26 protein-coding genes are annotated in these 25,684 nt (G+C 35.9%); 10 read left to right on the top strand and 16 right to left on the bottom strand.

The window, feature by feature from the left end; genetic code table 11:
• Positions 1-19: 19 nt before the first annotated feature.
• From AYC65_RS11025 to AYC65_RS11010, 4 genes are all read left to right on the top strand, one after another.
• Complete coding sequence (locus AYC65_RS11025; RefSeq protein ID WP_034871037.1) at positions 20-1,270, top strand: DUF2264 domain-containing protein; 1,251 nt, start codon at positions 20-22, stop codon at positions 1,268-1,270.
• 91 nt (positions 1,271-1,361) lie between these two features.
• Positions 1,362-1,940 carry a hypothetical protein gene (locus AYC65_RS11020; protein ID WP_034871036.1) on the top strand — a complete coding sequence of 193 codons (579 nt, stop codon included), beginning with the start codon at positions 1,362-1,364 and terminating at the stop codon, positions 1,938-1,940.
• A gap of 73 nt (positions 1,941-2,013) precedes the next feature.
• Positions 2,014-4,086 (top strand): M13 family metallopeptidase, encoded by a 2,073-nt coding sequence (locus AYC65_RS11015; protein ID WP_034871035.1) that lies wholly within the window; start codon positions 2,014-2,016, stop codon positions 4,084-4,086.
• 92 nt (positions 4,087-4,178) lie between these two features.
• Entirely contained in the window at positions 4,179-5,021 is an 843-nt protein-coding gene (locus tag AYC65_RS11010; RefSeq protein WP_034871034.1) for an alpha/beta hydrolase family protein, read from the top strand.
• A gap of 65 nt (positions 5,022-5,086) precedes the next feature.
• Here the strand turns inward: AYC65_RS11010 and AYC65_RS11005 are convergent, their stop codons facing one another.
• The 8 genes from AYC65_RS11005 to AYC65_RS10970 all read right to left on the bottom strand — a co-directional run bounded on the left by AYC65_RS11005 (position 5,087) and on the right by AYC65_RS10970 (position 12,814).
• Positions 5,087-6,007, bottom strand: a complete 921-nt coding sequence (locus tag AYC65_RS11005; RefSeq protein ID WP_034871033.1) for a M28 family peptidase — start codon at positions 6,005-6,007, stop codon at positions 5,087-5,089.
• A gap of 1 nt (position 6,008) precedes the next feature.
• Entirely contained in the window at positions 6,009-6,833 is an 825-nt protein-coding gene (locus AYC65_RS11000; protein ID WP_034871032.1) for a flavin reductase family protein, read from the bottom strand.
• A gap of 25 nt (positions 6,834-6,858) precedes the next feature.
• Positions 6,859-7,233, bottom strand: a complete 375-nt coding sequence (locus AYC65_RS10995; protein ID WP_034871031.1) for a four helix bundle protein — start codon at positions 7,231-7,233, stop codon at positions 6,859-6,861.
• A gap of 56 nt (positions 7,234-7,289) precedes the next feature.
• Complete coding sequence (gene fahA / locus AYC65_RS10990) at positions 7,290-8,537, bottom strand: fumarylacetoacetase (RefSeq protein ID WP_034871030.1); 1,248 nt, start codon at positions 8,535-8,537, stop codon at positions 7,290-7,292.
• Positions 8,538-8,633: 96 nt separating this feature from the next.
• On the bottom strand, positions 8,634-9,125 hold the full coding sequence (locus AYC65_RS10985) for a hypothetical protein (protein WP_034871029.1): 492 nt from the start codon (positions 9,123-9,125) through the stop codon (positions 8,634-8,636).
• A 42-nt stretch (positions 9,126-9,167) separates the two neighbouring features.
• A complete protein-coding gene (hppD, locus tag AYC65_RS10980) occupies positions 9,168-10,298 on the bottom strand; it encodes a 4-hydroxyphenylpyruvate dioxygenase (protein ID WP_034871028.1) in 1,131 nt (376 codons plus the stop codon).
• 62 nt (positions 10,299-10,360) lie between these two features.
• A complete protein-coding gene (locus AYC65_RS10975) occupies positions 10,361-11,635 on the bottom strand; it encodes an acetyl-CoA hydrolase/transferase family protein (protein WP_034871027.1) in 1,275 nt (424 codons plus the stop codon).
• Positions 11,636-11,659: 24 nt separating this feature from the next.
• On the bottom strand, positions 11,660-12,814 hold the full coding sequence (locus AYC65_RS10970; RefSeq protein WP_034871026.1) for a homogentisate 1,2-dioxygenase: 1,155 nt from the start codon (positions 12,812-12,814) through the stop codon (positions 11,660-11,662).
• A gap of 283 nt (positions 12,815-13,097) precedes the next feature.
• Between AYC65_RS10970 and AYC65_RS10965 the strand changes: the two genes are divergently transcribed.
• From AYC65_RS10965 to AYC65_RS10955, 3 genes are all read left to right on the top strand, one after another.
• Entirely contained in the window at positions 13,098-13,544 is a 447-nt protein-coding gene (locus tag AYC65_RS10965; RefSeq protein WP_131828165.1) for a nuclear transport factor 2 family protein, read from the top strand.
• A 153-nt stretch (positions 13,545-13,697) separates the two neighbouring features.
• Complete coding sequence (locus AYC65_RS10960; RefSeq protein WP_034871024.1) at positions 13,698-13,949, top strand: type II toxin-antitoxin system ParD family antitoxin; 252 nt, start codon at positions 13,698-13,700, stop codon at positions 13,947-13,949.
• Complete coding sequence (locus tag AYC65_RS10955; RefSeq protein WP_034871023.1) at positions 13,942-14,241, top strand: type II toxin-antitoxin system RelE/ParE family toxin; 300 nt, start codon at positions 13,942-13,944, stop codon at positions 14,239-14,241. Before AYC65_RS10960 ends, AYC65_RS10955 begins: the two co-directional genes overlap by 8 nt.
• Before the next feature lie 53 nt (positions 14,242-14,294).
• Here AYC65_RS10955 and AYC65_RS10950 read toward each other — a convergent pair whose 3' ends face one another.
• The 4 genes from AYC65_RS10950 to cls form a co-directional block, all read right to left on the bottom strand.
• Positions 14,295-15,632 carry a UDP-N-acetylmuramate--L-alanine ligase gene (locus AYC65_RS10950; protein ID WP_034871022.1) on the bottom strand — a complete coding sequence of 446 codons (1,338 nt, stop codon included), beginning with the start codon at positions 15,630-15,632 and terminating at the stop codon, positions 14,295-14,297.
• Between the two features lie 15 nt (positions 15,633-15,647).
• Positions 15,648-16,466, bottom strand: coding sequence for a lysophospholipid acyltransferase family protein (locus AYC65_RS10945; protein WP_034871021.1), 819 nt, complete (start codon positions 16,464-16,466; stop codon positions 15,648-15,650).
• A gap of 61 nt (positions 16,467-16,527) precedes the next feature.
• Positions 16,528-17,154 carry an NUDIX hydrolase gene (locus AYC65_RS10940; protein WP_034871020.1) on the bottom strand — a complete coding sequence of 209 codons (627 nt, stop codon included), beginning with the start codon at positions 17,152-17,154 and terminating at the stop codon, positions 16,528-16,530.
• A gap of 125 nt (positions 17,155-17,279) precedes the next feature.
• The gene (cls, locus tag AYC65_RS10935; RefSeq protein ID WP_034871019.1) at positions 17,280-18,758 is read right to left on the bottom strand and encodes a cardiolipin synthase; all 1,479 of its coding nucleotides are present in this window, start codon (positions 18,756-18,758) and stop codon (positions 17,280-17,282) included.
• A gap of 94 nt (positions 18,759-18,852) precedes the next feature.
• On the opposite strand from cls, the gene AYC65_RS10930 reads away from it, so the two are divergent.
• Positions 18,853-19,425, top strand: a complete 573-nt coding sequence (locus tag AYC65_RS10930; protein WP_034871018.1) for an NfeD family protein — start codon at positions 18,853-18,855, stop codon at positions 19,423-19,425.
• Between the two features lie 4 nt (positions 19,426-19,429).
• Positions 19,430-21,019, top strand: a complete 1,590-nt coding sequence (locus AYC65_RS10925; RefSeq protein ID WP_034871017.1) for a flotillin family protein — start codon at positions 19,430-19,432, stop codon at positions 21,017-21,019.
• Positions 21,020-21,097: 78 nt separating this feature from the next.
• Here AYC65_RS10925 and AYC65_RS10920 read toward each other — a convergent pair whose 3' ends face one another.
• The 4 genes from AYC65_RS10920 to AYC65_RS10905 all read right to left on the bottom strand — a co-directional run bounded on the left by AYC65_RS10920 (position 21,098) and on the right by AYC65_RS10905 (position 24,543).
• Complete coding sequence (locus AYC65_RS10920; protein ID WP_034871016.1) at positions 21,098-21,571, bottom strand: glycosyl-4,4'-diaponeurosporenoate acyltransferase CrtO family protein; 474 nt, start codon at positions 21,569-21,571, stop codon at positions 21,098-21,100.
• 4 nt (positions 21,572-21,575) lie between these two features.
• Positions 21,576-22,376, bottom strand: coding sequence for an endonuclease/exonuclease/phosphatase family protein (locus AYC65_RS10915; protein WP_034871150.1), 801 nt, complete (start codon positions 22,374-22,376; stop codon positions 21,576-21,578).
• Positions 22,377-22,467: 91 nt separating this feature from the next.
• A complete protein-coding gene (locus AYC65_RS10910; RefSeq protein ID WP_034871015.1) occupies positions 22,468-24,024 on the bottom strand; it encodes an Rne/Rng family ribonuclease in 1,557 nt (518 codons plus the stop codon).
• Between the two features lie 222 nt (positions 24,025-24,246).
• Positions 24,247-24,543 carry an HU family DNA-binding protein gene (locus AYC65_RS10905; RefSeq protein ID WP_009085358.1) on the bottom strand — a complete coding sequence of 99 codons (297 nt, stop codon included), beginning with the start codon at positions 24,541-24,543 and terminating at the stop codon, positions 24,247-24,249.
• A 47-nt stretch (positions 24,544-24,590) separates the two neighbouring features.
• On the opposite strand from AYC65_RS10905, the gene mutY reads away from it, so the two are divergent.
• Entirely contained in the window at positions 24,591-25,622 is a 1,032-nt protein-coding gene (mutY, locus tag AYC65_RS10900) for an A/G-specific adenine glycosylase (protein ID WP_034871014.1), read from the top strand.
• Positions 25,623-25,684 lie beyond the last annotated feature (62 nt).

Here is a 25,684-nt window from a genome sequence, read left to right as displayed (position 1 = left end):
AACTAACTAATTAACCAACATGAGAAACATCAAATTAATAATTGTGATGCAGTTTGCTGTATTAAGCTGTGCATCTCAGTTATTCGGACAATCCTCTAAAGGATATGTACCCAAAGATGGTCAGGAAGACCGTAAATTCTGGGTGAAAACATTAGACAAAATTGCTTATCCCGTAGTTCATAATCTGGCAGAAGGTACTCTTCGGAAAAATATGCCCGTGGAAATACCTCCCGGATTAAAGCCAGACTTTTTTAATAAAGTAACACATCTGGAAGCTGTAGGGCGGACTATGGCAGGTGTAGCACCATGGTTGGCATTACCGGATGACAATACGGAAGAAGCCAAAGTAAGATCCAGACTAAGAACTGAACTATTGAAGGGTCTTAAAAATGCTGTTGATCCTCAGAATCCGGATTATCTTAATTTCAGGACAGAAAAGCAACCGATTGTAGATGCCGCTTATATGGCACATGCCTTTATAAGAGCACCAAAAGCATTGTGGGAACCTCTGGATGAAACGACTAAAAAAAGAGTAATCGAAGAATTTAAAGCACTTCGCACAAGATCCGGAGCTTATAACAATTGGTTATTATTTGCAGGACTAAACGAAGCGTTTTTACTAAGTGTAGGAGAACAGCCAGATCCGGTTCGTATCGAGTTTGCTAAAAGAAAAATATTGGAATGGTATCAGGGAGACGGTTGGTATAGTGACGGACCAAGTATGAGTATAGATTACTATAACTCTTATGTTATCCATCCTATGCTGGTAGATTTCTTCAAAGTTTTACTGGATCGTAAAATGATCCAACAACAAGAATACGATCAGGCTGTAAAAAGAATGGTTCGTTATTCAGAGTTTACAGAAAGATTTATTAGCCCAGAAGGTACTTATCCACCGTTCGGAAGAAGTATCACTTATAGGACAGCTGCATTCCAGGCACTTGGGCAAACAGCGCTGATGCATAAATTACCCGATTATATAGATCCTGCACAGGTAAGATGTGGGCTTAGTGCGGTTATGCACAGAATGTACGATCATGCTAATAACTTTGATAAAGCAGGATGGCTGGTATTAGGGTTTAACGGTCATCAGCCAGGAATAGCGGATTATTATACATCCACCGGGAGTTTATATATGGCAACATTAGGTTTCTTACCACTAGGCTTGCCGGCTACCGATAAATTCTGGACTAATCCTCCCGCTGCGTGGACTGCTAAAAAAGCATGGGCAGGAGAGCCTTTCCCCAAAGACTATCATGTAGAATATTAATATTTTAAAACCACTCTGTGATCAGAGTGGTTTTTTTATAACAGAATATTTATAAATGAATAAAATAAATTATTTTTATAAAAAATAATTTATGAAGGAATTTCTACAGAATACTTATAACCGATTGTTGAAGGATTTTCAGACTATTTTATCTATAGCTTATTTATTCGCAGTTGGTATAGGAATGATTTTCAATTACCGGAAATACAGTCATTTTAATATCAATATATTCGACTACGCCGATATTACAGATTTTCTGATCGCACCATTTGCTGATTACAGAATTTTTCTGTTCACATTTGTATCTGTGCTTATTCTAGGGGCTATTTATAAACTGGATTCTTATATCAAGGAAAAGCACCCCAAAATCTACAATATTTATAGCTTTCAGAACTATACATCTTGGTTTTCATCCATGTATTATAATGGGGTTTCGGTTTTACTGATTATTCCGTTTTATATTTGGCTGGCGGCAGGAGTATATGGAAAATTTTCTCAAAGAAAGATAATAAAAGATCAACCAGTGAGCTTTCTGTATTCTGATAATACGGAAGAACAGGCTAAATTAATAGGGAAGACTAAAACCGTCTTATTTCTGTTGAAAAATGATGAGGTAAAGGTTGTGCAGCTTTCTTCAATTAAAAGCTATAAATTACAGAAAGAGTTGTAACTTTTCAGTGATTTTATCTACTCATTGTGTAAGTTTATAAAGCCTATGTATAGGCTTTTGTTAAAATAATATTATGAAAAAATTGACTACCAGTCTGTTAGTGGCCGTTTCACTTCTTTCAACAGGAGTAGTAATAGCTCAAAAAAAGAATACAAAAACAATTCAAAGTACAAAAAGTTTGACCATGAAAGATGAAGGCCTTCATCTGGAAAATATGGACAGAAAAGTACGTCCACAGGATGATTTCTACAATTACGTAAACGGTAGCTGGATGAAAACAGCAAAAATCCCTTCTGATAAATCAAGTTGGGGAGCGTTTAATGAGCTTGCTGAAGCTACAGACAATCAGTCTCTGACAATCTTGAACAATATTCTGAAAGACTCTTTTTCAAAAGGTAGTGAAGGTCAGAAAATTCAAGATCTTTACGGGACCTTCATGGACATGAATAAGAGAAATGCAGATGGTATTAAGCCTATTCAGGCTGACTTAGCAAAAATTGATGCTATTAAAAACCTTAATGACCTGCAGTCTTATCTAAAAGAATCTACGAGACAAGGGTTTAATCCTTTCTATGAGTGGGGTGTGGATGCTGATTTAAAAGATTCTAAAATGAATGCTGTATATCTTGGAGCAGCAGACTTAGGTTTAGGTAGAGATTATTATCAGAAAGAGAATGCTGAAAATGCTAAAACAGTAGCTGAATATCAGAAATATATTGCTTCAATTTTAGATGTTTTAGGATATAAGAATTCAGCTGAAACTGCTAAAAATATTTTTGCTTACGAGAAAGATATGGCGAAGTCATTGCTTACCGTAGAGCAGATCCGTGATGCCAATCTTCAGTATAATCCTGAGACTATGGATCAGCTGAAAGGTTTGGTAAAGAATGTAGATTTACCAGCTTACCTGACAGCTGTAGGGGTAAATACAAATAAAGTTATCGTAGGTGAATTAAACTACGTTAAAAACTTGGATAAGTTCCTTACAGAGCAAAATATTCCGTTAATTAAAGATTACCTGAAATTCCATCTTATTTCTTCTAATGCAGGACGTTTAGATCAAAAACTGGATGATATTCAGTTTAACTTCTATAGTAAGACTCTAAGAGGACAAAAAGAACAAAGAGCAATGAACAAAAGAGGGCTTTCTCTTATCAATGGAGTTCTTGGAGAAGCTTTCGGTAAACTGTATGTAGAAAAATACTTCCCTCAGCAGTCAAAAACAGAAATGCTAACGCTAATTGATTATCTGAAGAAAAGCTTTGCTAAACATATTAATGAGTTAACATGGATGTCTTCTGAAACTAAAGTAAAAGCTTTAGATAAGCTGAATAAATTCACTGTAAAAGTAGGATATCCGGATAAGTGGAAAGATTACACTAAGCTTGAGCAAACATCAGTGAAAGACGGTGGTTCTTTATATGCTAACCTTCAGAAAGTATCGGAATGGAGCTATCAGAGAGAACTAAATAAAATTGGTAAGCCAGTAGATAAAGCAGAGTGGGGAATGTCTCCACAAACTGTAAATGCATACTACAATCCTACAAACAACGAGATTGTATTCCCTGCAGCAATTCTGCAGCCGCCATTCTTTAACATCAAAGCAGATCCTGCGGTTAATTTCGGTGGAATTGGTGCTGTAATTGGTCACGAGATGTCTCACGGTTTCGATGACAGTGGTGCTACTTTCGATGGTGACGGAAATTTGGTTAACTGGTGGTCTGATGCTGACTTGAAGAATTTTAAGGATGCTACAACAAAACTGGCAAAACAGTTTAGTCAGTACGAACCTGTAAAAGGAACACACATCAATGGTGAATTTACCAATGGAGAAAATATTGGTGACCTTGGTGGTGTAAATGTAGCTTATGATGCATTGCAAATGTACCTGAAAGATAAAGGCAATCCAGGAAAAATCAGTGGATTTACACAAGACCAGAGATTCTTTATGTCATGGGCTACTGTATGGAGAACGTTAATGACTGAGAAGGCTACAATCAATCAGATTAAAACTAATGAGCATGCTCCGGGTGAATTCAGAGCTTTTGGTCCGTTAGTAAATACTGATGCTTTCTATAAAGCTTTTGATGTGAAGCCGGGTGATAAATTGTATAAGAAACCTGAGGATAGGGTTAAAATCTGGTAATCAAATAATAATTTATATAAACGGAAAGTTGCTCTTTTAAAGGGCAGCTTTCTTTTTTAGATGGAATTCATTGTTTAACTTTAAAAATAAAAATGAACATCATAACAGAAAAAAATATCCTTATAGAAAACCCCGAAACTAAGAGCTTTCTGGCAGATGCTTATTACCCGGAAACTGAAGGGAAGTTGCCCTTAATAATCTTTGCACATGGTTATAAAGGCTACAAAGATTGGGGAACCTGGGGGCTAATGGCAGAAGCATTTGCAAAGGCTGGATATTTCTTTGTTAAATTCAACTTTTCACATAATGGAACAACCATAAATGATCCGGAAAATTTTGGTGATCTGGAAGCTTTTGGAAATAATAACTATACAAAAGAGTTATCCGATTATCAGGCGGTTATCGATTATTTTGAAAATCATCCTAAGGTGGATTCCGAAAAGATTGCCATTATGGGGCACAGCAGGGGTGGTGGCGATACTGTTTTGCAGGCGCAAAGGGATCCTAAAGTTAAAGCATTGATTACACTGGCTGGGGTTAATAATTTTGTAACCCGATTCCCGAAAAATGATCGACTGGAACGATACAGAGAAAATGGAGTTTTCTATGTAACTAATGGGAGAACAAAGCAGGAAATGCCGCATTATTGGCAATTTTATGAAAACTTCCGGGAAAATGAATCTGAATTAGATATACAAAAAGCAGCACAGAATCTTCAAAAGCCTTATCTGATTGTTCATGGGACCGAAGATGAAGCAGTAAAGATAAAAGAAGCTGAGCTGTTACATAAGTGGGCAAAGAACTCCGAGCTAAAAGTCATTGAAGGAGCAGATCATGTTTTCGGTGGAAGAGAACCATGGAATAGCGATGCTTTACCAGAGGATTTAGAAAAAGTAGTTAACTACTCGACAGAGTTTCTTAATAATTCTTTATAAAGGATATCAAAGCTTAACCGCTTATTGTAAAAATAAAAAGGATGAAATTATTCATCCTTTTTTATTTATTGAAGTGGCTTTACATACTTAGGTTTAAAATCTTTTTTCATCAGCTGATCAATTGTTTTGGCAAAACTGTTAACAATCTGAGTAAGGTTCTGAGTGTTGATGACATTGATATCATCATTTACCTGATGGTAATGATTTTGATGCTCCATATCTACTGTAGAGAAGGAGTGGGCAACAATACCTTTCTTCACAAAATTCACATTATCGGAACGGAAGAATAGTTTCTCTGATAAATAAGGGTCAGGAGCAACTTCGAAGCCTTTGGGAGCATTGGCGTTAATGATTTCATCCAGGTCAGACTGATCATGTCCTGTCATATACACTTTATTTAATCCAAAAGCAGAAGGTGTTCCCAGCATTTCGAAATTGAATAAAGCTTTTATTTTAGGGATATAAGTTTGGAATTTTTCGTCATTAGCCAGATATTTAGAACCCACTAATCCTATTTCTTCACCATTAAAGGCCATAAAAATAAGCCCTTCCTTGGTTTTTTTTCCTTTGTAATAATCGGATAAACCGATAACTGTACTTACACCGCTGGCATCATCATCTGCACCATTAAAGATTTTATCTTCACCTTCTTTTGCCTCTCCAATGTGGTCAAAATGAGCTCCGAAAGCGATATAGCTGTCCTCAGTTCCTTTTTTTACACCACATACATTGTAATAAGTTTTTCCATCTTTATAAGTAAAAGGCACAAGATAGGAATCACCATAGCAGTAATCCAGCTTGTTTAGTTTGAATTGCTCAGCAATATACTGGGCAGCTTTCAGATTTTCTTCAGTACCAAATTTTCTGCCCTTCATCTCATCAGAGGCTAATGTTGATACAATTTCTTTAATTCTTGCTTCCTTTATTTCCTGAGAGAAATATAAGCCTGAAGCAAGACCAAATGCAAGTATTGCAATATTTTTCATATTAACTGATTTTTAAAATTTTCCAGGCTTCTTCAATATTATTTTTTAATAATAATTCCTGAGCCTTCTCGTGAATCTCTTTCTGATCGCTGAAACTTCCTTCCGGCAAGGATTCGATATTAGCCAGCATTCCAAGGTCATTTCCGGTAAAAACAATACTGTATCTTATTTGTTCGGGTAATTTGTCAAGACCAATTCCTTTAGTTACTAAAGGCTTCGGAACTTCAAAAAGATTGTCCGCTGTATTACGGGAATACCAGTTTCCTCCTAACCGGGCAACCAGGTCCAGTTTTCTCTGGTCCAGATTTCCTTCTTCATTCAGGTATTCTTCACGGATATGAATTTTTATAACTTCACATATCACCAGATTTCCGGCGCCACCTTCTTCCCCTAATGATTTTATTTCATTGATTTTGCATTCGAAATTTACCGGACATTCAGCGATTAATGGAGGTTTTACAAGGTCAGCAGGCTTCATTGTTAATCCTGCTTTTATAAACTCATTTACACCTTCCTCATATTCTGTACTTGCCAAAGAGACCTGTTGTACAATCGGGAAATTTACAATTCCGATTACTACTTCAGGAGTATTATGTACATTATGCAGTGTATGTTTTGTGGTATTATCCCTTACCCTTCGGGAAGGTGAAAAAATAATAATCGGAGGCTTAGTACTGAACATGTTGAAAAAGCTAAATGGACTTAGGTTTACATTACCTTCAGCGTCTACAGTACTTGCAAAGGCAATAGGCCTTGGCGCTATTGCAGTCTGCATTATTGTTTGTAATTGTTGTCCGGGTATATCTTGTGGCAGAATTGACTTCATTAAAATGGTTAAATGGGTTATATAGTTATAAAGGCGATGAAGGTTTATTACTCAGAGATTTTTTCAGATTAGTAATCATGATTCTGATGAAAATTATCTTTTTAAATAACTCTTCATTTTCTGTAATAAATTTTAATCTTAATGCTATTTCTAATTGTGTCTCAAGCTCTGAAAGAGAACCCGATGCAATATTTAAAAACTGTATAAATTCTAAATTAGATTTTCGCCCTGCTCCTTCTGCAATATTAGAAGGAATTGAAACTGCACTTCTTTTTATTTGTGATGTAAGATTATATTTTTCTTCAGCAGGAAAGTTTTGTACTAACTCGTAGATGTCTGTGACAAGATCCATCGATTCTTGCCATACTTTCAGATCTTTATGAGATTTAATATCAGTCATGATCTATAATGAATTCCCATATAGCTTTATAACATCTATAACTAGTGTAACTTTCTCTAAGTTGCTGGGAGTATTTTTGCTTTTACTTCGCCGAAGCCTACACGTTTGCCATCTTTTTCGTTATATGCTCTCATGATAACAGTGTCATTATCTTCGATGAATTTACGCTCTGTACCATCGGAAAGTTTTATTGGATTAGCCCCCCTCCATGTTAGTTCCAGCATAGAACCAAATGATTTAGGGTCTTTTCCGGATATTGTACCACTGGCATACATATCACCAACTTCAATATTACATCCGTTTATAGTATGATGAGCAAGTTGCTGAGCCATATTCCAGTACATATATTTGTAATTACTCTCAGAAATAAGGTTTTCGGCGCCGTTTTCGGGCTGAATATAAACCTCCAGCTGTATATCAAAATTTTTGTTTCCTTCGAACTGAAGATATTCCAATACTTCAGGATCTTGCTTAGGTGACTCTATACGGAATATGTCCAGTGCTTCCAGTGTCACAATCCACGGAGAGATAGAAGATCCGAAATTCTTGCCTAAGAATGGCCCCAGAGGAACGTATTCCCAAGATTGGATATCTCTTGCGCTCCAGTCATTGAAGATTACCATTCCAAAAATAGCATCTTCTGCATCTTTTGTAGAGATAGATTCACCCATCTCGGTGTCTTTATTGGTAATGAAAGCCATTTCCAGTTCGAAATCCAATTGTTTAGACGGACCGAATATTGGTTTATCCTGATCTGCAGGTTTCATTTGCCCTTTTGGTCTGTGGATATCAATTCCGGAAACTACAATTGAAGAAGCTCTTCCGTGATAGCCTACAGGAAGATGTTTCCAGTTTGGAAAAAGCGCATTTTCCGGATCACGGAAAAGTGAACCTACATTGGTTGCATGATCTATGCTGCTGTAGAAATCTGTATAATTAGGGATATGCAGAGGCATCATCATTTGTACTTCTTCGGAATCGAAAAAGCAGCTTTCTATAGCTATTTCATCTTTTGAAAGAGTAGAGCCTTCTGTTAATAATTCCTGTATTCTTTCTCTTACTTTTGTGGTAACAGGTTTACCCAATTCTATAAAAGGATTTAGGGTATAAGCTTCAAAGATATTATCATCCAGACCTTCAATGTTTTCGAAGTAGCCTTCGTCGTAAAGAGTAGCCAGATCAATTACCTGATTGCCAATTCTTGTTGCGCAGGCAATATATTCCTGATTGAATACTGCAACACCGAAAGGGATATTGTATATTGAAAAATCTGTTGATTCGGAATTTTCTACGAATGATTTCATAAATTAAATAGAGTTTTATTTAATAAAAAGGTTCAAAAAAATGTGTACTAAAAATACAACATTTCCTTGAACCTGAGTTTTGTTATTTATCGAAGATTATTTTCTCTTCTGTACTTTTTTAGATTCTTTTGTTTTATCCAGATAATGAATTTCAATCCATTTTTCACGAGTATTGATATTGGTAAAGTAATAGTAGCCTTTACGATGACTTAGTAATAAATTATAAGTTAAAGGATAGCTCATTGCTTTGTCTTCCAGTTTATCAAGTCTTATAGATACAGCATTATGATTTCTTACGATATCACCTGTAAAGATGTTGGAATATTCCTGCTTTGTACTTTTATCTTCAATAATCTCAATCATTGTAACCTGATTGTTCGGCCGGAATTCCAGGATATGCTTTTCAGAATGATCTATAGAATCTTTTACATTAATGAATTTCTTTCCTTCCAGAATAAATTCATCATAATCCTTTCCTGAATTTTCACTGCTTAGCCTGTCCAGTCTTTTGATAATAGCACCATAACTCTGAGCCTGTACTATTGTACCGGCGGTAATAAGAGTTAAAACCAGAAGTATTTTTTTCATCTTATAAATTTAGTGAAACTAAGACAAAAACTAATCCAAAAATTATAAATTTCCTCTTCTTGCCTGTTCTTTTTCTAAAGCTTCAAATAAAGCCTTGAAATTACCAGCCCCGAAACTCTGAGCTCCGTGTCTTTCAATAATTTCAAAAAACAGGGTAGGACGGTCTTCTACAGGTTTTGTAAAGATCTGAAGAAGATAACCTTCTTCATCACAATCGATAAGAATTCCAAGATCCTGAAGTTTTTTGATGTCTTCATCGATGTGGCCAACTCTGTCCGGTACCATATCATAATAAGCTTCCGGAGGTGGAGAAAGGAATTCTACACCACGCTTTTTTAGTTCGCCAACAGTATGGATAATATCTTTTGTAGCCACAGCAATATGCTGAACGCCTTCACCTTCATAGAAATCCAGATATTCTTCTACCTGAGATTTCTTTTTACCTTCTGCAGGTTCATTAATCGGGAATTTTGCATAACCATTACCGTTAGACATTACTTTAGACATTAGCGCTGAATATTCAGTATTGATTTGCTTATCATCAAAAGATAGAATATTTACAAATCCCATTACCTTTTCATACCATTCAACAGTCGGAACCATACGATCCCAGCCTACATTTCCTACACAGTGGTCTACATATAATAAACCTGTTTCAGCAGGGTTGTAATCGCTTTCCCACTTCTCATATCCAGGCATAAATGTTCCGTTGTAATTCTTTCTCTCTACAAACATATGTACTGTTTCGCCATAAGTGTAAATTCCGGACATTCTCACTTCACCATATTCATCGGTTAAAGTAACAGGCTCCAGATACGGTTTTCCACCTCTTTTAGTAGTTTCTTCAAATGCTTTATAAGCATCGTCTACCCAAAGCGCTAAAACCTTTACACCATCACCGTGTTTCTTTACATGTTCTGAAACTGAACTGTCTGATCTAAGTCCTGTAGTAAGAATCAAACGGATTTTTCCCTGCTGAAGTACATAAGAAGCACGGTCTCTAACCCCGGTTTCAGGCCCTGCATATGCAATTGACTGAAATCCGAATGCTGTCTTATAGAAGTGTGCAGCTTGTTTGGCATTACCAACATAAAATTCAATATAGTCTGTACCATTGATTGGCAGGAAGTTTTCTGCCTGTGCAATTTTTTCGGCGAATGTTAATGTAGACATTTTTTTACTTTTAGATTATGAAATGCAAAATACTATTTTTTAGCGAATGCCACTAACAATTGTTAGTTTTTAAATCTTTCGTGAGCTGCTCTTTCCAACATCTCTCTGTCATCCGGATGGGAGATGTCTATAAGCGCTTTAGCTCTCTGTCTCAGGTTTTTACCATACAGATAAGCCGTACCGTATTCAGTCACTACATAATGGATATGTCCCCGGGTTGTTACCACGCCGGCTCCTTCCTTCAGGAATGGAACAATTCTCGGAATACCTTTTTTGGTACGTGAGGTAAGCGCCATAATTGGTTTCCCGCCTTCACTAAGGGCAGCACCTCTCATAAAATCCATTTGTCCGCCAATACCACTATACTGGTAAGTACCAATAGAATCGGCACATACCTGTCCTGTAAGATCAATTTCTATAGCAGAATTTATGGCATGCATTTTATGATTTTTCATAATATTGATCGGGAAGTTGACATGCTGAACGTCTAAGAAAGCAATAGACGGATTATCATCTACAAAATCATAGAGCTTTTTAGTCCCGAAGCAGAAACTGGTAATGCTTACATTATCATGGAAACCTTTGTATTTGTTGTTGACGATATCATCTTTAATAAGGTTAATAACACCATCACTCAGCATTTCTGTATGGATTCCCAAGTCTTTGTGATTTCCCAGACATTTAAGAACAGCATCTGGTATTGTACCAATACCCATTTGTATTGTAGCTCTGTCATCAATTAGTTCAGCAACATGTTTTCCAATCAGTGCCTCTTCTTCTCCAACTTTAGAACCATAATCTATCGTCATTAGCTCTTCCTCATGCCATACCATTTTGTCAATTCTGTTCACATGAACCATCCCGTCACCATGAGTTCTTGGCATTTTAGGATTGACAATAGCAATAACTATTTTAGCCGAGTCTACAGCAGATCGTGCAATATCTACGGAGGTTCCCAATGTACAGTAACCATGTTTATCCGGGGGAGAAACTGTAATAATGGCTACATCCAGTGGTAGTATATTATTCTTGAAAAGAATCGGAATTTCGCTAAGGAAAATAGGAACAAAGTCACCTCTGTCAGAGTTTACAGCCTCCCTTACAGGAGTCGACACAAACAGAGAATTGATATGGAAATTATCTTTATATTCTGGTCTTGCAATGGCCACAGCACCTTGTTGGGTAATGGATACCATTTCTATATCCTTAAAACGGGAAGACTGATTGGCAAGTTCGTTTAATAAATAATTAGGAGTACAGGCACTACCGTGGGAAAATATTCTGTCACCACTTTTAATAACAGATATAGCCTCCTCGGCACTTACATATTGATACATATATTACTATTATAAGTTATTATCTTAATCTAACCATGAAGTTTTATAAGTAGGATCTTCTACTTTCAGAGCCTCTTCGGTTAATTTTAAAGGTCTGAAAGGATCTACCATTACAGCATATTCATGGGTTTCTTTCTGTCCTATGCTTCGCTCCATAGCACCCGGATGAGGTCCGTGTACAATACCTCCGGGATGAAGAGTGAAATCACATAAATCAATATGATTCCGGCTCATAAAGTCACCTTCTGCATAGAAAAGAACTTCATCGGAGTCTATGTTGCTATGGTTATACGGAGCAGGTATAGACAGAGGATGGTAATCGTACATCCTGGCCACAAAAGAACATACTACAAAGTTATGTCCTTCGAAAGTCTGGTGTACTGGCGGTGGTTGATGAATCCGGCCTGTAATAGGCTCGAAATTCTTAATATTAAATTTGAAAGGATAGAAATAACCATCCCATCCAACAACATCGAAAGGATGTGTTGCATATACAAAATCAGTAATCTGATTTTCCTTTTTTACTTTTATAACAAAGTCACCTTTTTCATCTATCGGGTCAACATGGACAGGAGCCTCTATATCCCTCTCACAAAAAGGAGAATGTTCCAGTAGCTGCCCGAATTCATTTCTGTACCTTCTTGGGGTATAAATAGGTGAATGACTTTCTATAAAGAACAGGATATTGTCTTCATCTTTAAACTCTATCTGATAGATGGTGCCACGAGGAATAATAAGATAATCTCCATATCCGAATTCAAGATTCCCTACAAATGTTTTCAGAACACCAGAACCTCTTTGTACGAATAATAACTCGTCGCATTCGGCATTTTTATAAAAATACTCTGTTACCGATTTCCGCGGCTTAGCAATACCCATTTTAAGATCATTATTCAGCATAAGTACCTTTCGGCTATCCAAAAAGTCATCCTCAGCCTGCACTTTCATCCCCTGAATTCGTCTTGGGATTATGTTTTTCTCTACTGCGATTTTAGGAGTAACATCTTTTACACCTTTTATTTCTTTAATCTGGGTAGGTCTGTGTGTATGATACAGCAAAGAAGAAATTCCGTGGAATCCTTCTGTACCAAACAGTTGTTCGTAATAAAAATTACCCTCTTCAGATTTGAAGATGGTATGTCTTTTCTGTGGAATTTTTCCGTTGTGATGGTATCTCATAAATCAGGTTGTGACTTTCTCAAATTTACTCAAATTATCACACGTGAAGAAAAAATAGGTAAAGAATATGGAATGATATACCTCATAATATTGTTTATTTGTTAAAGAAAATCTGTTAAGATTAAGATAGGTATCTTTTTGCTGTATCGTTGGTGTGAGTAATTTTTAGATTATAACTTTATCGAAGAGGAAATCCGTAGTGGATTGATTTCAAACAGAATTATTAAGTTTGATAAAAACTTAAAGAACAAGTATAAAATAACACGTTTAATAAATGAAAAAAATGGACGAATTAAAAATAAATGCAATTATTCAGGAGCTGTCAAATTCTCTACAAACGAGAAACTATGATAATTTTGTCAGCTATTTCACAGATAACGCAACTTTTGAAATACCATTTACCGTTAATGGCGGAACTTTAATAAATGGGAAAGAAAATATAAAAAAACACTTTGATAATGTACAGCAAAATCCACTTACCAAGTTGATAGAAATAGAAAGTGTTTATACAAAGATATACCATTGTACAGATAGCCAGGCAGTCACTGTTGAGTATTTTACAAAGGGTAAATCATTGAGCACGAATGAACCTTTCGAGATACAATCTTCCATTGCACTTATTAGATTTGATGAAACGGGTATTGTTTCTTACAAAGACTTCCCAAATACTTTGGGTATTGCTCAAAAAGCCGGCGTTCTCTCTCAATTAGCAGCGACTTGGCTGAAATGAGATAACAGAATAATCTTATAATAATTGCTTCAACTACGTCACAATAGCCAGATGCAAATCTTTAGGCATAATTTTGCATAAGTAGTTTAAAAAAAATAAATAAGTTACCAAAATTTGGTAACTTTGATTTATTGAATCTTAAATCAAATAAAAATGGGACGAAATACATCTGTTTCTTTAGGAAATTATTTTGAGGATTTTGTTGATGCAAAAGTTACTCAGGGAAGATATAAAAACGCAAGTGAAGTGATTCGTGCCGGATTAAGGCTTTTGGAAGAGGAAGAAAATAAAATTCAGTTTCTAAAAAATTCAGTTCAGGAAGGAATTGATAGTGGAATTGCAAAAGATTTTAACCCGGAAAAGCATCTTGAATTGTTAAAGGTCAAAATGAAGAATAATGGCTAAATATTTCTTTACAATTAAAGCGGTTGAAGATCTTACTAAAATTTATGAATATACTTATGAATTCTGGTCGGAAAATCAAGCTGATAAATATTATGAAGAATTAATTGAATTTTGCCGAATAATTGCTGAAAATCCAAATATTGGAAAATTATACCCGGAAATAGGCACGGGGTTTTATGGGTTTTTAGCGAACAAACATATAATATTTTACAGAATTCTAAAACAAAATGAAATAGAAGTTGAGAGAATTCTCGGCGCAGAAATGGACCTGAAAAAAAGATTAAAAGAATAAAAAACGCCCCGATTCAATAGAATCGGGGCGTTGTTATATATGATAATTTGTACTTATTTTGTTAAGTCCAGACCTCCGAAGTTACCGGAGCTCATCATTATGTACACTCCGTCAGTTTTGTCGAGTGTACTCCAATAAGAATGAAGATCTTCGGCATTGGTGAATACTTTTAAATCGGTATTTTTAAAAGAATCTTTAATCATATCCGGAGAAATAGGCTCCATTCTTTTTATTTTCAATGCATCTTCTGAATAGAATACAACAGCTTCTTCAACACCATTCATGGAACCGTCATATTGTTCCAGAAAAACAGGATTAAGACTGCTGTAAGTATGCAGTTCCAGAAAAGCATGTTTTTTTTGTTTAGGGAATTGCTCTATAAATGCTTTCACAGATGCTTTTACCTTAGAAGGTGCATGGGCAAAATCTTTATAAAGAATACCTTTGTCCGCCCTTTCTACTTTTTCCAATCTTTTAGATGCTCCCTTAAAGCTCATAATCGCATCATAGAACTCTTCTTCCATAATGCCTAATTGCTGGCATATAAGACGTGCTCCTTCCATATTTAGCAGATTATGCTGCCCGAAAACAGATAAAGGAATATGACCAATACTGGTGATAAGATTTACTACTCCGTTTACAATCTCATATTCTGGTGTTTTGTAAGGCAATTTGCGGAAATAATTCTCTGCAGCGTCTACTACCTTTACAACCTCTTCATCTTCCTCGTTATACACCAAAACACCTCCCGGAGTTATGGTCGCAACAAATCTTCGGAACTGTTCTATATAATCATCAAATGTTTTAAATACATTGATGTGATCCCATGCAATACCACTCATTAGTGCTATGTTAGGCTGATATAATAAGAATTTTGAACGGGGATCTAAAGTAGAAGAAAGATATTCATCTCCTTCTAAAATCATAAAGTCATTGTCTTTAGTAAGTTTTACCATTACATCAAAACCTTCCAGCTGTGCACCAACCATGTAGTCTACATCTTTCTGGTGAAAGTGTAATACATGAAGGATCATAGAAGTAATGGTTGTTTTACCATGAGAGCCACCAATTACGACACGTGTCTTATTTTTGGACTGCTCGTACAGAAATTCAGGATATGAATAGATTTTTAAGCCTAGTTCCTTTGCTCTTGCCAATTCCGGATTATCTGCATGTGCATGCATCCCCAGAATTACAGCATCGGTATCGGCTGATAGTTTTTCCGGAAACCAGCCCATTTCATTTGGCAAAATTCCTCGTTTGTCAAGACGGGTTTTCGATGGTTCGAAGATCGCATCATCGGAACCTGTCACATGGTAACCTTTTTCTTTTAGGGCGATAGCAAGGTTGTGCATAGCACTGCCTCCTATAGCAATGAAATGGATGTTCATAAATTTATTGTGGTTTTATTCACCTTCATTTTTGTTTTGCAGCTTTTCGGCATTCTTTTTAGCAACAATTTCCTGATCGTATTCATGGAGAACATTATGTTCCGGAGTTTGCTCGATAGCATGCATGATTTTGCTCAGAATATCAGCAGCACTGTCATTATCGTAATCTATATCCAGTGCAGGTTTAAATTGTAAGGTTGGTTCTATACCTGTTACTTTTATTTTTAATCCTTTTTTATCAAAAGCCCTGCGGAAACCATTAATTTTAATCGGAATAACAATAGGTCTTTGATTTTTAATCAGCTTTGCAGTACCTTTTCTTCCCTGTGCAAATGCAGAAGTAGTCCCTTGTGGGAAGGTAACAACCCAGCCATTATCCAGAGCTTTCATGATGTTTTCTACCTCACTAAGATCTACCATTCTGTTCACTGCTTTACCTTCAGCTCTCCAGGTTCTTTTAACGGTTACTGCACCTGCAAGTTTGAAGATTCTTGCTAATATACCATTGTTCATAGTTTCTTCAGCAGCTACATAATAGAAGTCAATCTTAGGGTTTAGAAGGTAAACCGGATTTTTGATGGTATTGATATAGCCGTTGTTCACGCTGCAAAAAACGTGGTACATTGCTGCTACATCGGCGAAATAAGTTTGGTGATTCGATACAAATAATACATTTGTTTTAGGTAAGTCTACCAGATTTTCAGAACCACTTATTTTTAATTTGTTGAAGCCGTTAAAACGACGGTATGAGATCATACCGAGTACGAAGATGATGAATCTTTTTAGAAAATAGACGTTGCCAAAAGCATCGGTAAATATATTTTTCTTTGCCATTTTTATGCAAATCATACAAAAACCCGGAATGGTTAGTCGGGTTTCATAGTAAAGTGCAAAATTAAACTTTTTTCATTAAGTCTCTAAATTCTGACAAAATCATTGATGTTGCACCCCAGATAATATAGCCATTGTAGTCAATTACAGGGACTTCTGTTCCTCTTGTAGAGGACAGTACTTTCATTTCCGGTTTGTCCGGTAAATTGAAAAGTGAGCTTACTGGCATTTCTATAAGTTCTTGTGCTTCAGATTCCTGTAGGAGGAATTTTGGCTTTTTGGCTACCCATGATACATAAGCATGGACATAAAAATTACTTGGCGGAACATAAATAGGAGTAAGGGTTTTAATAATTGTCATGCTTTCCATAACAATACCAAGTTCCTCGAAAGTCTCTCGTTTGGCTGTAGTCTCAAAGTTGCCATCGGATTCTTCATATTTTCCACCAGGCAGACTTATCTGTCCGCTATGGCGGTCATGCTGGTTAACACTTCTTACCATTAAAGGGAAGTACCATTGGTTTTCTTTCGGATACAAAAGAATATTTACAGCAGCCAGTTTAGGATCTAGCGCCATAATTTGGTCTGTTGAAAGTAAAGGACGATAAGGAGGTGAATATAGCTGATGAGACACTGTCCCGTCTAATTCTGTTTTTGCAAATCTTTCTATAATATTCGACAATCTTTTCATCCTGTATCTTCTGTTGCATAAAGTTAAATAAAAATAGCGTAACGGGAAAACTTTTCTGGATTCCAGAAACAGAAACAATATAGTTTCGTTATTACTTATTGAATATTACTCATTGCCTATTAGTACTATAATAACGGAGCAAGTAATCTGCATACGGAGGCAAGTCCTCTTTTGAAAACAGAAGTTTTGTTCCACATTTCAATTGTCATAAGAGATGAAACTTTTTTGTCTTCCTCAAACTGTTGATTAAGCCTTTTCAGTACCTCATGATCGTGTACTACAGCATTAATCTCAAAGTTGATCAGGAAACTTCTGTTGTCCAGATTTACAGTTCCTATATAAGCAAGAGCATCATCTATATTTACAGTTTTAGCGTGGAGAAAGCCTTTTTCGTACAGATAGAGTTTTATGCCCCGTTTTAACAGAGGTTTCATAAACGAGAGCGATGCGTTTTGTACAATAAAAGAATCGCCTTCTTTTGGAATCATCATTTCTACTTCAACTCCTTTGGATACAGCAATGGATAAGGCCGTTTTAAAAGAATCGGTAGGAATAAAATAAGGTGTGCAGATCTGTACTTTTTTTTTGGCAAGTGTAATCCCTAATATTAAAGATTCCATTGCCGATTGTATTTCATCACCAGGTGCTGTTACTGCAAAACTTACAATGCTGCTGCCTTGTGTATGTGCATACCAATCACAATAATACCTTGGGTCTTCCAGTGCATATGGAGCTCCATCGGTCATCATCCAGCTAAGCCAGAAACGCAGCTGCAGAATATTTACCGATGCTCCTTTTATCATAACAGAAGCATCGCGCCAGTAAAGCTTGTCTGTATCGGGATGGTTTATGTATTTATCACTGATATTGATTCCGCCTACAAATGCAATGCTGGCATCTACAATTAGTATTTTTCGGTGATTACGGAAGTTAGAGTTTGCCAGTGAGGTAAAATGTACCGGCAGGAACACCTGAAATTCGATACCCGTATTCTCGAAGCGCTTGTAATGTTTTGCAAGGGTTGGGGAGCCAAAGTCATCAATAATCATCCTTATTGTTACACCTTGCTGAGCCTTCTGAATAAGCAATTCTATAATCTCATTACCTATTTTGTCTTCTTCAAAAATGTAGTACTCCAGATGAATATGATCCTTTGCACTACGTATTGCTTCTATAAATTTTGGAAATTTCTCTTCACCATTTATCAGCAGTTCTGTTTCATTATAGAAGCTGGGTGGCGAAATTCTGGTTTTGTTCAGAAACTGATATACCTGGGAGAGATCGCCTATTTCATTTTCAATATCCAGCATATTTTGCTGTATAGAATCGTTCAGATTTTCCCATTGATCCAGAATATATTGCCTTTGTTTTTTATCTATTTTTTTAAAATATTTTTCCCGCTGAAAATCTCTGCCGAAAAAAAAGTAAAGGATAATGCCTATAACCGGTACAAAAACAATGATCATGATCCATGCCAGAGTTTTTGGCGGATTTCTGTTTTCTATAAGTATAGTAACAATAATAACGATGTTGGCTATTGTAAGTGGTATCCAGTACCATTTTTCAATAAAAAGCCAGGCTGTATGCAAATGTTCGGTAAACATAAAAACAGAAGTTGCTGAATTTTGTTAGTTGAATTTACTAAAATTAATCCACAGAAAATATTATATTTGTTGGAAACACTGAAAAAACATAAATATGCTTGAATTTTTAAACGGATTGGCACCTTTGGAGAAAGGTTTTTGGTACGTGGCACTTATTAGTAGTGCAATATTTGCCATACAATCAATTATGACTTTTGTTGGCGGACATGATGCCGACGGAATTAATGCTGATTTCAGTGGAGATCTGGATCATGTAGATGCGCCGTTTCAGTTTTTCTCATTTCGTAATCTTATCAACTTTATGCTGGGATTCGGCTGGACAGGAGCCGTTTTTTACAATACAATAGGAAATGGATTTGTATTGATAATTTTGGCAACACTTATTGGTTGTCTTTTTGTATATCTTTTCTTTCTGATGATTCAGCAGATTATGAAGCTTTCAGAAGATAATACCTTCAATATCGAAAATCTGGTAAATGCCAGTGGACAGGTTTATATTCCTATTCCTGAAAATATGAATGGAAAAGGAAAGGTGCAGATTAGTGTAAAAGGCGCTCACCACGAACTGGATGCTATGACAGAGGGAAGCGATAGATTGGCTTCAGGCACTTCCGTTATCGTTGAAAAAATTAAAGACAAAATATTAATCGTTAAGAAATTAAATTAAAAGTATGTTGGGAGAATTTACATTGGTTATTGTAGCAGTAGTTGTACTCTTTGTTACATTTATTGCGCTTATTTCACGCTATAAGCGTTGTCCTTCGGACAAAATTTTAGTCATTTACGGAAGAACAGGAGGCAAATCTGCAAGATGTATTCATGGAGGTGGTGCATTTATCTGGCCGGTAATTCAGGATTTTGCATACCTGGATCTAAAGCCTATGTCTATTGAAGCTAATTTAACGAACGCCCTTTCCCGTCAGAATATCCGTGTGGATGTTCCTTGTCGTTTTACAATAGCAATCAGTACAGAACCTGATAGTATGGGTAATGCTGCTGAAAGATTGTTAGGGCTTTCGCCTGAGCAAATTCAGGAATTGTCTAAAGATATTCTTTTTGGTCAGCTTCGTTTGGTTATCGCAATGATGACAATTGAGGAAATTAACTCGGACAGAGATAAGTTATTAGAGAATATTTCGAATAACGTAGATACCGAATTAAAGAAAATTGGTCTGAAATTAATCAACGTAAACATTACGGATATTAAAGACGAATCGGGTTATATCGAGGCTCTTGGTAAAGAAGCTGCAGCAAAAGCAATAAATGAGGCTAAAGTAAGTGTTGCTGAGCAGGAAAAAATGGGGGAAACTGGTAAAGCAGATGCAGACCGTCAGAAAGATATTCAGATTGCTGAATTCAACAGAGATCGTGATGTGAAAATTGCGATTACAAGTAAAGATAAAGAAGTAAGTATTGCAGCAGCAGATAAGGACCAGGCGATTGGTAAGGCTGAAGCAGAAAGAGATGCGAGGATTGCGACTTCAATGGCTAATTCCCTGGCTGTAAGAGGAGAAAACGAAGCTAAAATTACCATCGCAAATTCCGATGCGGAAAGAAGAGAAAGAGAAGCAGAAGCTTTAAAACTGGCTACAGCTGCAGAAAAAGTACAAGCGGCAAAAGCTTTGGAAGAATCTTATGTTGCAGAACAGAAAGCAGAAGCTGCGCGTGCAGAAAGAGAGCGTTCTACACAGAATGCTAATATTGTTGTACCTGCTGAAATTGCTAAACAAAAAGCGATTATTGAGGCAGAAGCTCAGGCAGAAAAAATCAGACTTCAGGCAAAAGGGGAGGCTGATGCTATTTTTGCAAAAATGGATGCTGAGGCAAAAGGTTTATTTGAAATCTTAACCAAGCAGGCTGAAGGTTACGATCAGGTTGTTAAAGCAGCAGGTGGTGATACAAATAGTGCATTCCAGTTACTGATCTTGGAGAAATTACCTGAATTGGTTAAAACGCAGGTTGAAGCCGTTAAAGGTATTAAAATTGATAAAGTTACTGTATGGGATGGTAATGGCAACAATGAAAACGGAAATACCTCTACAGCAAACTTTGTATCGGGTATGATGAAATCAGTACCACCGTTGAATGATCTTTTCAATATGGCTGGACTAAACCTTCCAAGCTACCTGAAGGGTAAACCTGAAGAGAAAGAAATCGTTAAGATTATTGAACAAAAAACTCAGGAGAAAAAGAATTTCGATGATATGAGGGATAAGCCTCAGGATAAAAAAGACGAAGGTCAGAATCCTGAACAGAAATAGAAAAGTGATTATTAATCATATTGAGGCCGGAAATTATTCCGGCCTTTTTAATTTATAGTAGCAGAAAAATGATGATTTTTATTTCTGAAACTTTATCTCTAGCCTATCAATCCTCCTTTTATTCTGCTGTTGTAGTAATGATGGATATAAATTCATTAATATGTTTACCATCATGATTATTAAACAAAATAAATAATTGTGATTATAAAATTTAGCAATAGCAAAAAAAGAAGCAAATACAAAAGCAATTAAATGTTCAATTTCAGACTTAGTCATTTCATTACGTATTGTTTTTAATTCAGTAAGATTAATACTTCGATCAAATTTAAGTTTTGGATTGAAAAACTTAAAGAATGTATTTTTCACAATCCATTTGATAACTCCAATTCCTATAGCTTTATTCAGCTTTTCACTTTTAATGAAATTAAAATTTACAAGTTCTTGATTGTAGGAAACTATTTTTCTTAATAAAGCATTAATAATCATCCCTACAATCCAGGAAATAAATGTGATGGAAATGCTAAACATTAAATAAGCTAATATTATTTTCATAAAATTATTCAAAGCTTAGAGTTACCAGAACAGGCATATGGTCTGAAGCATCGTTTTTAATAACCTTTACATCTTTTACTTTCCACTTGCTATTTTTATTTAGGAAAATATAATCTAGTCTGTATTTAGGCTTATGATAAGGGAAAGTAAGCTGTGGATTACGATGTAATACGGCAGCATCATTCATCTTTGCTGTAATCGCTTTATAAGGCTTGCTATCCGGAGTGATATTGAAATCACCGAGTATAACCGCCGGAATACCTTTAGTTGTGGCAATAGAAGCAACTTGTTTAGCTTGCGCTATACGGTTTTCTTCAAATTCATGGCATAAATGAGTGCCTCCAAAAATAATTTTTTGACCATTTGGGAAGGTATGTTGTATAGTAATTAAGGCTCTTTCTTCTCCTCCTTTAGGAATTGGAAGCTTATAAACAGTGGGTTTGTCCGAGAATCGGGATAGAATGCCTTCACCATAACCTCCATTATCGTAATCCATTGCTTTTCCAAAGTGCCCGTACATTCCTGTTAGTTTTGCCAATTCCTGTACCAGATCTTTGCGTACGCCGTTATTGAATGCTGCAGTTCTTACAGTCATGCTGTCCACTTCCTGCATGGCAACAAAATCGGGTTTGTATTCGTTAATAACGGCTGCAATAGCTTCGAGATTACTTTTTCCTCTTTCATAGTTTTTTTCACCATGGTAGATGTTGTAGGTAAGTACCTTGATTTCCTGAGCCTGCAGCAGCCCAAAGCAAAATAATAGCAGAAAGGAGCCTGTAATGGCTCTTCTGATTGATTGTGTCATGTTTATTAAGTTTTTAGTATGCCGAAGATAGGAAATTGCTGAAAATAAAGAGCATAAAAAAAGCTCCGGAATTCCGGAGCTCTGTATTTTTTTAATTAGAGTCACTCATTAACTCTTTCTTTTTCGAATTGTATAAGGCGTATTCCAAATATTTAAAGGAATCGCGAGGGATAACAGTAACCCATTTTTTATAGCGTAAAAACCACTTGTTCTGTATGCTCATTACACCTTTGGTAAGATAAGCCTCTACAAAAGGATGCACATGTAAGTACAATCTTCCTTTTTCATTAGTCAGGAAGCTGCGGATTGCTTCTTCCATCTTTTCTACAGTAACAATAGGGGCTACAATTTCGCCATCTTTGTTAGGGTTTTCCTCTTTAGTTTCGATCTGTTTTTCAGGGCGGACACGCTGTCTCGTAATTTGTATCAGTCCAAATTTACTTGGTGGAAGAATTTTGTGTCTGGCTTTGTCCCGCTTCATTTCTTCCTTCAGATGTTCAAAGAGTTCTTTCCTGTGCTCAGGATCCGTCATGTCAATAAAATCTATAACGATAATACCACCCATATCCCGTAGCCTAAGCTGTCGGGCAATTTCTGTAGCTGCCATTTTGTTCACGTTTAATGCGTGAAGCTTATTGGTTTGGCTTGCAGAAATATTGTTTCCTGAATTAACATCTATAACGTGTAAAGCTTCAGTATGTTCAACAACCAGGTAAGCACCTTTTGAGCTTGGGATGTTTACATGTTTGCCAAAAGACTGTTTTAGCTGCTTTTCTACATTGTAGTATTCCAGGAGTGGGATGTGAGAATCATAAAGCTGAACAATATTCTTACTTTCCGGAGCTATAACTTCCAGATAGTTTTTCATATCGTTCACCATTTGCTCATCATCGCATATGATATTTACAAAGTCCTGATTAAAGTTGTCCCGAAGTATAGCTGAAGCTTTGTCTTCTTCGCTCAGAACTTTAGACGGAACTTTATTTTTCTGAATGTTTTTGAAACAGCTTTCCCATTTGGTAATCAGCTGGTTCATATCATTATGTAGTTCTGCTACTTTTTTTCCTTCAGCAACGGTACGGATTATAACTCCGAAACCTTCAGGTCTTATACTTTCTATAAGCATCTTCAGACGTTCTTTTTCCTGATTGTTTTTAATCTTTTTGGAAATAGAAACTTTATTGTCGAATGGAATTAGTACCAGAAAACGTCCGGTTAAGGAAATCTGTGTAGAAATCCGCGGACCTTTGGTAGAAATTGGCTCTTTAGTAATTTGTAAAAGTACACTGTCTCCGGCTGCTAAAACCTTGTCTATAGTACCGTCTTTAGGGATTTCCTTTTGTACGGTGAAGTTTTTCAGACTGGAGTTCTGTTGTTTCTTAGAAATAGTATCTTTTACAAATTTCTGATAGGAAAGAATCTGTGGTCCCAGGTCTAAATAATGCAAAAAAGCATCCTTTTCGTAACCTATACTTACGAAAGCTGCATTTAAATTGGGAGCGAGTTTTTTTATTTTACCCAGAAAAAGATCACCTACTACAAACTGATTGTTCTGTTCTTCCTGATGTAGTTCGAACAAACGACCATCTTCCAGCAGGGCTATTTTAGAGGTGTCATCTTCATGTGAAATAATCAGTTCTTTCTTCATAAAATATGGTTATGACTAACCGTTTATAAAATAAAAATATAGCTAGTGAAGATAATAAATAAAACACTAACTATATTATATTTTATTAAAAAACTAAAAAAGATTATTTTTTCTTTTTGTGTCTATTTAATCTTCTTCTTTTTTTTCTCTTGTGAGTCGCTACCTTGTGTCTCTTTCTTTTTTTTCCGCTAGGCATAGTTTAAAAATTTTTATTAATAACAATTATTTATTTTCTACTTTCACTTTGGTTTTTACTTTCTCAGCAAACATTTTTGAAGGTTTGAAAGAAGGAATGTTGTGTGCCGGGATTTCGATAGCTGTATTCTTTGAAATGTTTCTACCAGTCTTTGCAGCACGGGTTTTAATAACAAAAGATCCAAAACCTCTTAAATAAACGTTATCGTTGTTATAAAGAGAAGTTTTGATTTCCTGCATAAACGCTTCAATAACTTTCTGCGTATCATTCTTTTCTACCCCTAGTTTATTGGAGATGGTGTTCACCAATTCAGCTTTTGTCATTTTCGAATTTTGTTTTTATTTTTGGACTGCAAAGATAAAATATTTTTTTGAAAAATAATATAGAAAAAGCTTATTTCCTGAAACTTACCCGAAAAATTCTTTCCTGGTATGATCTCCACAGCCGTAATTTGCCGTGGCGGGAAACCCAAAAACCATATAATATATGGATATCAGAAATCATTCTTCAGCAGACGAGAGTAGAGCAGGGATGGAATCATTATGTCAATTTTATAAAAAGGTTTCCGACTGTAAAAGAACTACATGAGGCCGAAAATGACGAAGTCTTGTTGTATTGGAAAGGCTTGGGATATTATTCCCGAGCACTCAATTTGCATAAAGCTTCTCATCAGATTATAGAAGAATATAATGGAGAGTTTCCTGATACATTTGCTGGTCTTCAGAATTTGAAAGGAGTTGGAAAATATACAGCAGCTGCTATTGCCAGCATTAGTTACGGAGAAAGAGTACCAGCTATAGATGGTAACTTTTATCGTGTTTTCTCCAGAATATTAGCCGATGATTTCGATATAGCCTCACCTAAGGCATATTCTTATTTCTATGATCTGATCTTACCTTTTGTAGATAAAGATCGTCCGGGTGATTTTAATCAGGCCGTTATGGATATTGGTTCTCAGGTTTGTAAACCAAAGAATCCCGATTGTGTAAATTGTCCGGTAAATGAAGAATGCTTGGCTTATGCCACAAATCGAATACAGGAGTTACCCGTTAAATCGAAAAAAATAAAAGTAGAGACACTGGATCTGCATTATTATTTCGTGAAATATGGAGACCATTTTCTGATCAGGCAACGGGATGAAAGTTTTATATGGAAGAAACTCTATGAATTTCCAGATGAAATTCCGGATGAATTAAAAGATTGTATTGTTTTTGAAAAAACAGTTCAGCATAAACTTACTCATAAAACACTGAATATTACTTTCAGCAGGGTGGAGCCAGAGGATGAAATGATTTTTGAGAAACTTAGTTCTAATGGTAATTATATAATTGTTGATATAGAGGAGTCTCATAAAAAATCTTTTCCTAAACCATTAGAGAAGATTATTCAGGAATGGGATTAGTTTTTTTACAACGATAATTATAAAATAGCTATTTTTGCCGGATGCTTAAAAAAATAAGTTCT

Source organism: Elizabethkingia bruuniana (genome assembly GCF_002024805.1).
GTDB lineage: Bacteria > Bacteroidota > Bacteroidia > Flavobacteriales > Weeksellaceae > Elizabethkingia > Elizabethkingia bruuniana.
The sequence above is the reverse complement of the archived record's forward strand: the minus strand, read 5'-3'. Positions and strand labels throughout refer to the sequence as shown.

Excerpts from the sequence above, each read along its gene's own strand:
- AYC65_RS11025 (WP_034871037.1), top strand. The coding sequence starts at position 20 with ATGAGAAACATCAAATTAATAATTGTGATGCAGTTTGCTGTATTAAGC.
- AYC65_RS11020 (WP_034871036.1), top strand. The coding sequence starts at position 1,362 with ATGAAGGAATTTCTACAGAATACTTATAACCGATTGTTGAAGGATTTT.
- AYC65_RS11015 (WP_034871035.1), top strand. The coding sequence starts at position 2,014 with ATGAAAAAATTGACTACCAGTCTGTTAGTGGCCGTTTCACTTCTTTCA.
- AYC65_RS11010 (WP_034871034.1), top strand. The coding sequence starts at position 4,179 with ATGAACATCATAACAGAAAAAAATATCCTTATAGAAAACCCCGAAACT.
- AYC65_RS11005 (WP_034871033.1), bottom strand. The coding sequence starts at position 6,007 with ATGAAAAATATTGCAATACTTGCATTTGGTCTTGCTTCAGGCTTATAT.
- AYC65_RS11000 (WP_034871032.1), bottom strand. The coding sequence starts at position 6,833 with ATGAAGTCAATTCTGCCACAAGATATACCCGGACAACAATTACAAACA.
- AYC65_RS10995 (WP_034871031.1), bottom strand. The coding sequence starts at position 7,233 with ATGACTGATATTAAATCTCATAAAGATCTGAAAGTATGGCAAGAATCG.
- fahA (WP_034871030.1), bottom strand. The coding sequence starts at position 8,537 with ATGAAATCATTCGTAGAAAATTCCGAATCAACAGATTTTTCAATATAC.
- AYC65_RS10985 (WP_034871029.1), bottom strand. The coding sequence starts at position 9,125 with ATGAAAAAAATACTTCTGGTTTTAACTCTTATTACCGCCGGTACAATA.
- hppD (WP_034871028.1), bottom strand. The coding sequence starts at position 10,298 with ATGTCTACATTAACATTCGCCGAAAAAATTGCACAGGCAGAAAACTTC.
- AYC65_RS10975 (WP_034871027.1), bottom strand. The coding sequence starts at position 11,635 with ATGTATCAATATGTAAGTGCCGAGGAGGCTATATCTGTTATTAAAAGT.
- AYC65_RS10970 (WP_034871026.1), bottom strand. The coding sequence starts at position 12,814 with ATGAGATACCATCACAACGGAAAAATTCCACAGAAAAGACATACCATC.
- AYC65_RS10965 (WP_131828165.1), top strand. The coding sequence starts at position 13,098 with ATGGACGAATTAAAAATAAATGCAATTATTCAGGAGCTGTCAAATTCT.
- AYC65_RS10960 (WP_034871024.1), top strand. The coding sequence starts at position 13,698 with ATGGGACGAAATACATCTGTTTCTTTAGGAAATTATTTTGAGGATTTT.
- AYC65_RS10955 (WP_034871023.1), top strand. The coding sequence starts at position 13,942 with ATGGCTAAATATTTCTTTACAATTAAAGCGGTTGAAGATCTTACTAAA.
- AYC65_RS10950 (WP_034871022.1), bottom strand. The coding sequence starts at position 15,632 with ATGAACATCCATTTCATTGCTATAGGAGGCAGTGCTATGCACAACCTT.
- AYC65_RS10945 (WP_034871021.1), bottom strand. The coding sequence starts at position 16,466 with ATGGCAAAGAAAAATATATTTACCGATGCTTTTGGCAACGTCTATTTT.
- AYC65_RS10940 (WP_034871020.1), bottom strand. The coding sequence starts at position 17,154 with ATGAAAAGATTGTCGAATATTATAGAAAGATTTGCAAAAACAGAATTA.
- cls (WP_034871019.1), bottom strand. The coding sequence starts at position 18,758 with ATGTTTACCGAACATTTGCATACAGCCTGGCTTTTTATTGAAAAATGG.
- AYC65_RS10930 (WP_034871018.1), top strand. The coding sequence starts at position 18,853 with ATGCTTGAATTTTTAAACGGATTGGCACCTTTGGAGAAAGGTTTTTGG.
- AYC65_RS10925 (WP_034871017.1), top strand. The coding sequence starts at position 19,430 with ATGTTGGGAGAATTTACATTGGTTATTGTAGCAGTAGTTGTACTCTTT.
- AYC65_RS10920 (WP_034871016.1), bottom strand. The coding sequence starts at position 21,571 with ATGAAAATAATATTAGCTTATTTAATGTTTAGCATTTCCATCACATTT.
- AYC65_RS10915 (WP_034871150.1), bottom strand. The coding sequence starts at position 22,376 with ATGACACAATCAATCAGAAGAGCCATTACAGGCTCCTTTCTGCTATTA.
- AYC65_RS10910 (WP_034871015.1), bottom strand. The coding sequence starts at position 24,024 with ATGAAGAAAGAACTGATTATTTCACATGAAGATGACACCTCTAAAATA.
- AYC65_RS10905 (WP_009085358.1), bottom strand. The coding sequence starts at position 24,543 with ATGACAAAAGCTGAATTGGTGAACACCATCTCCAATAAACTAGGGGTA.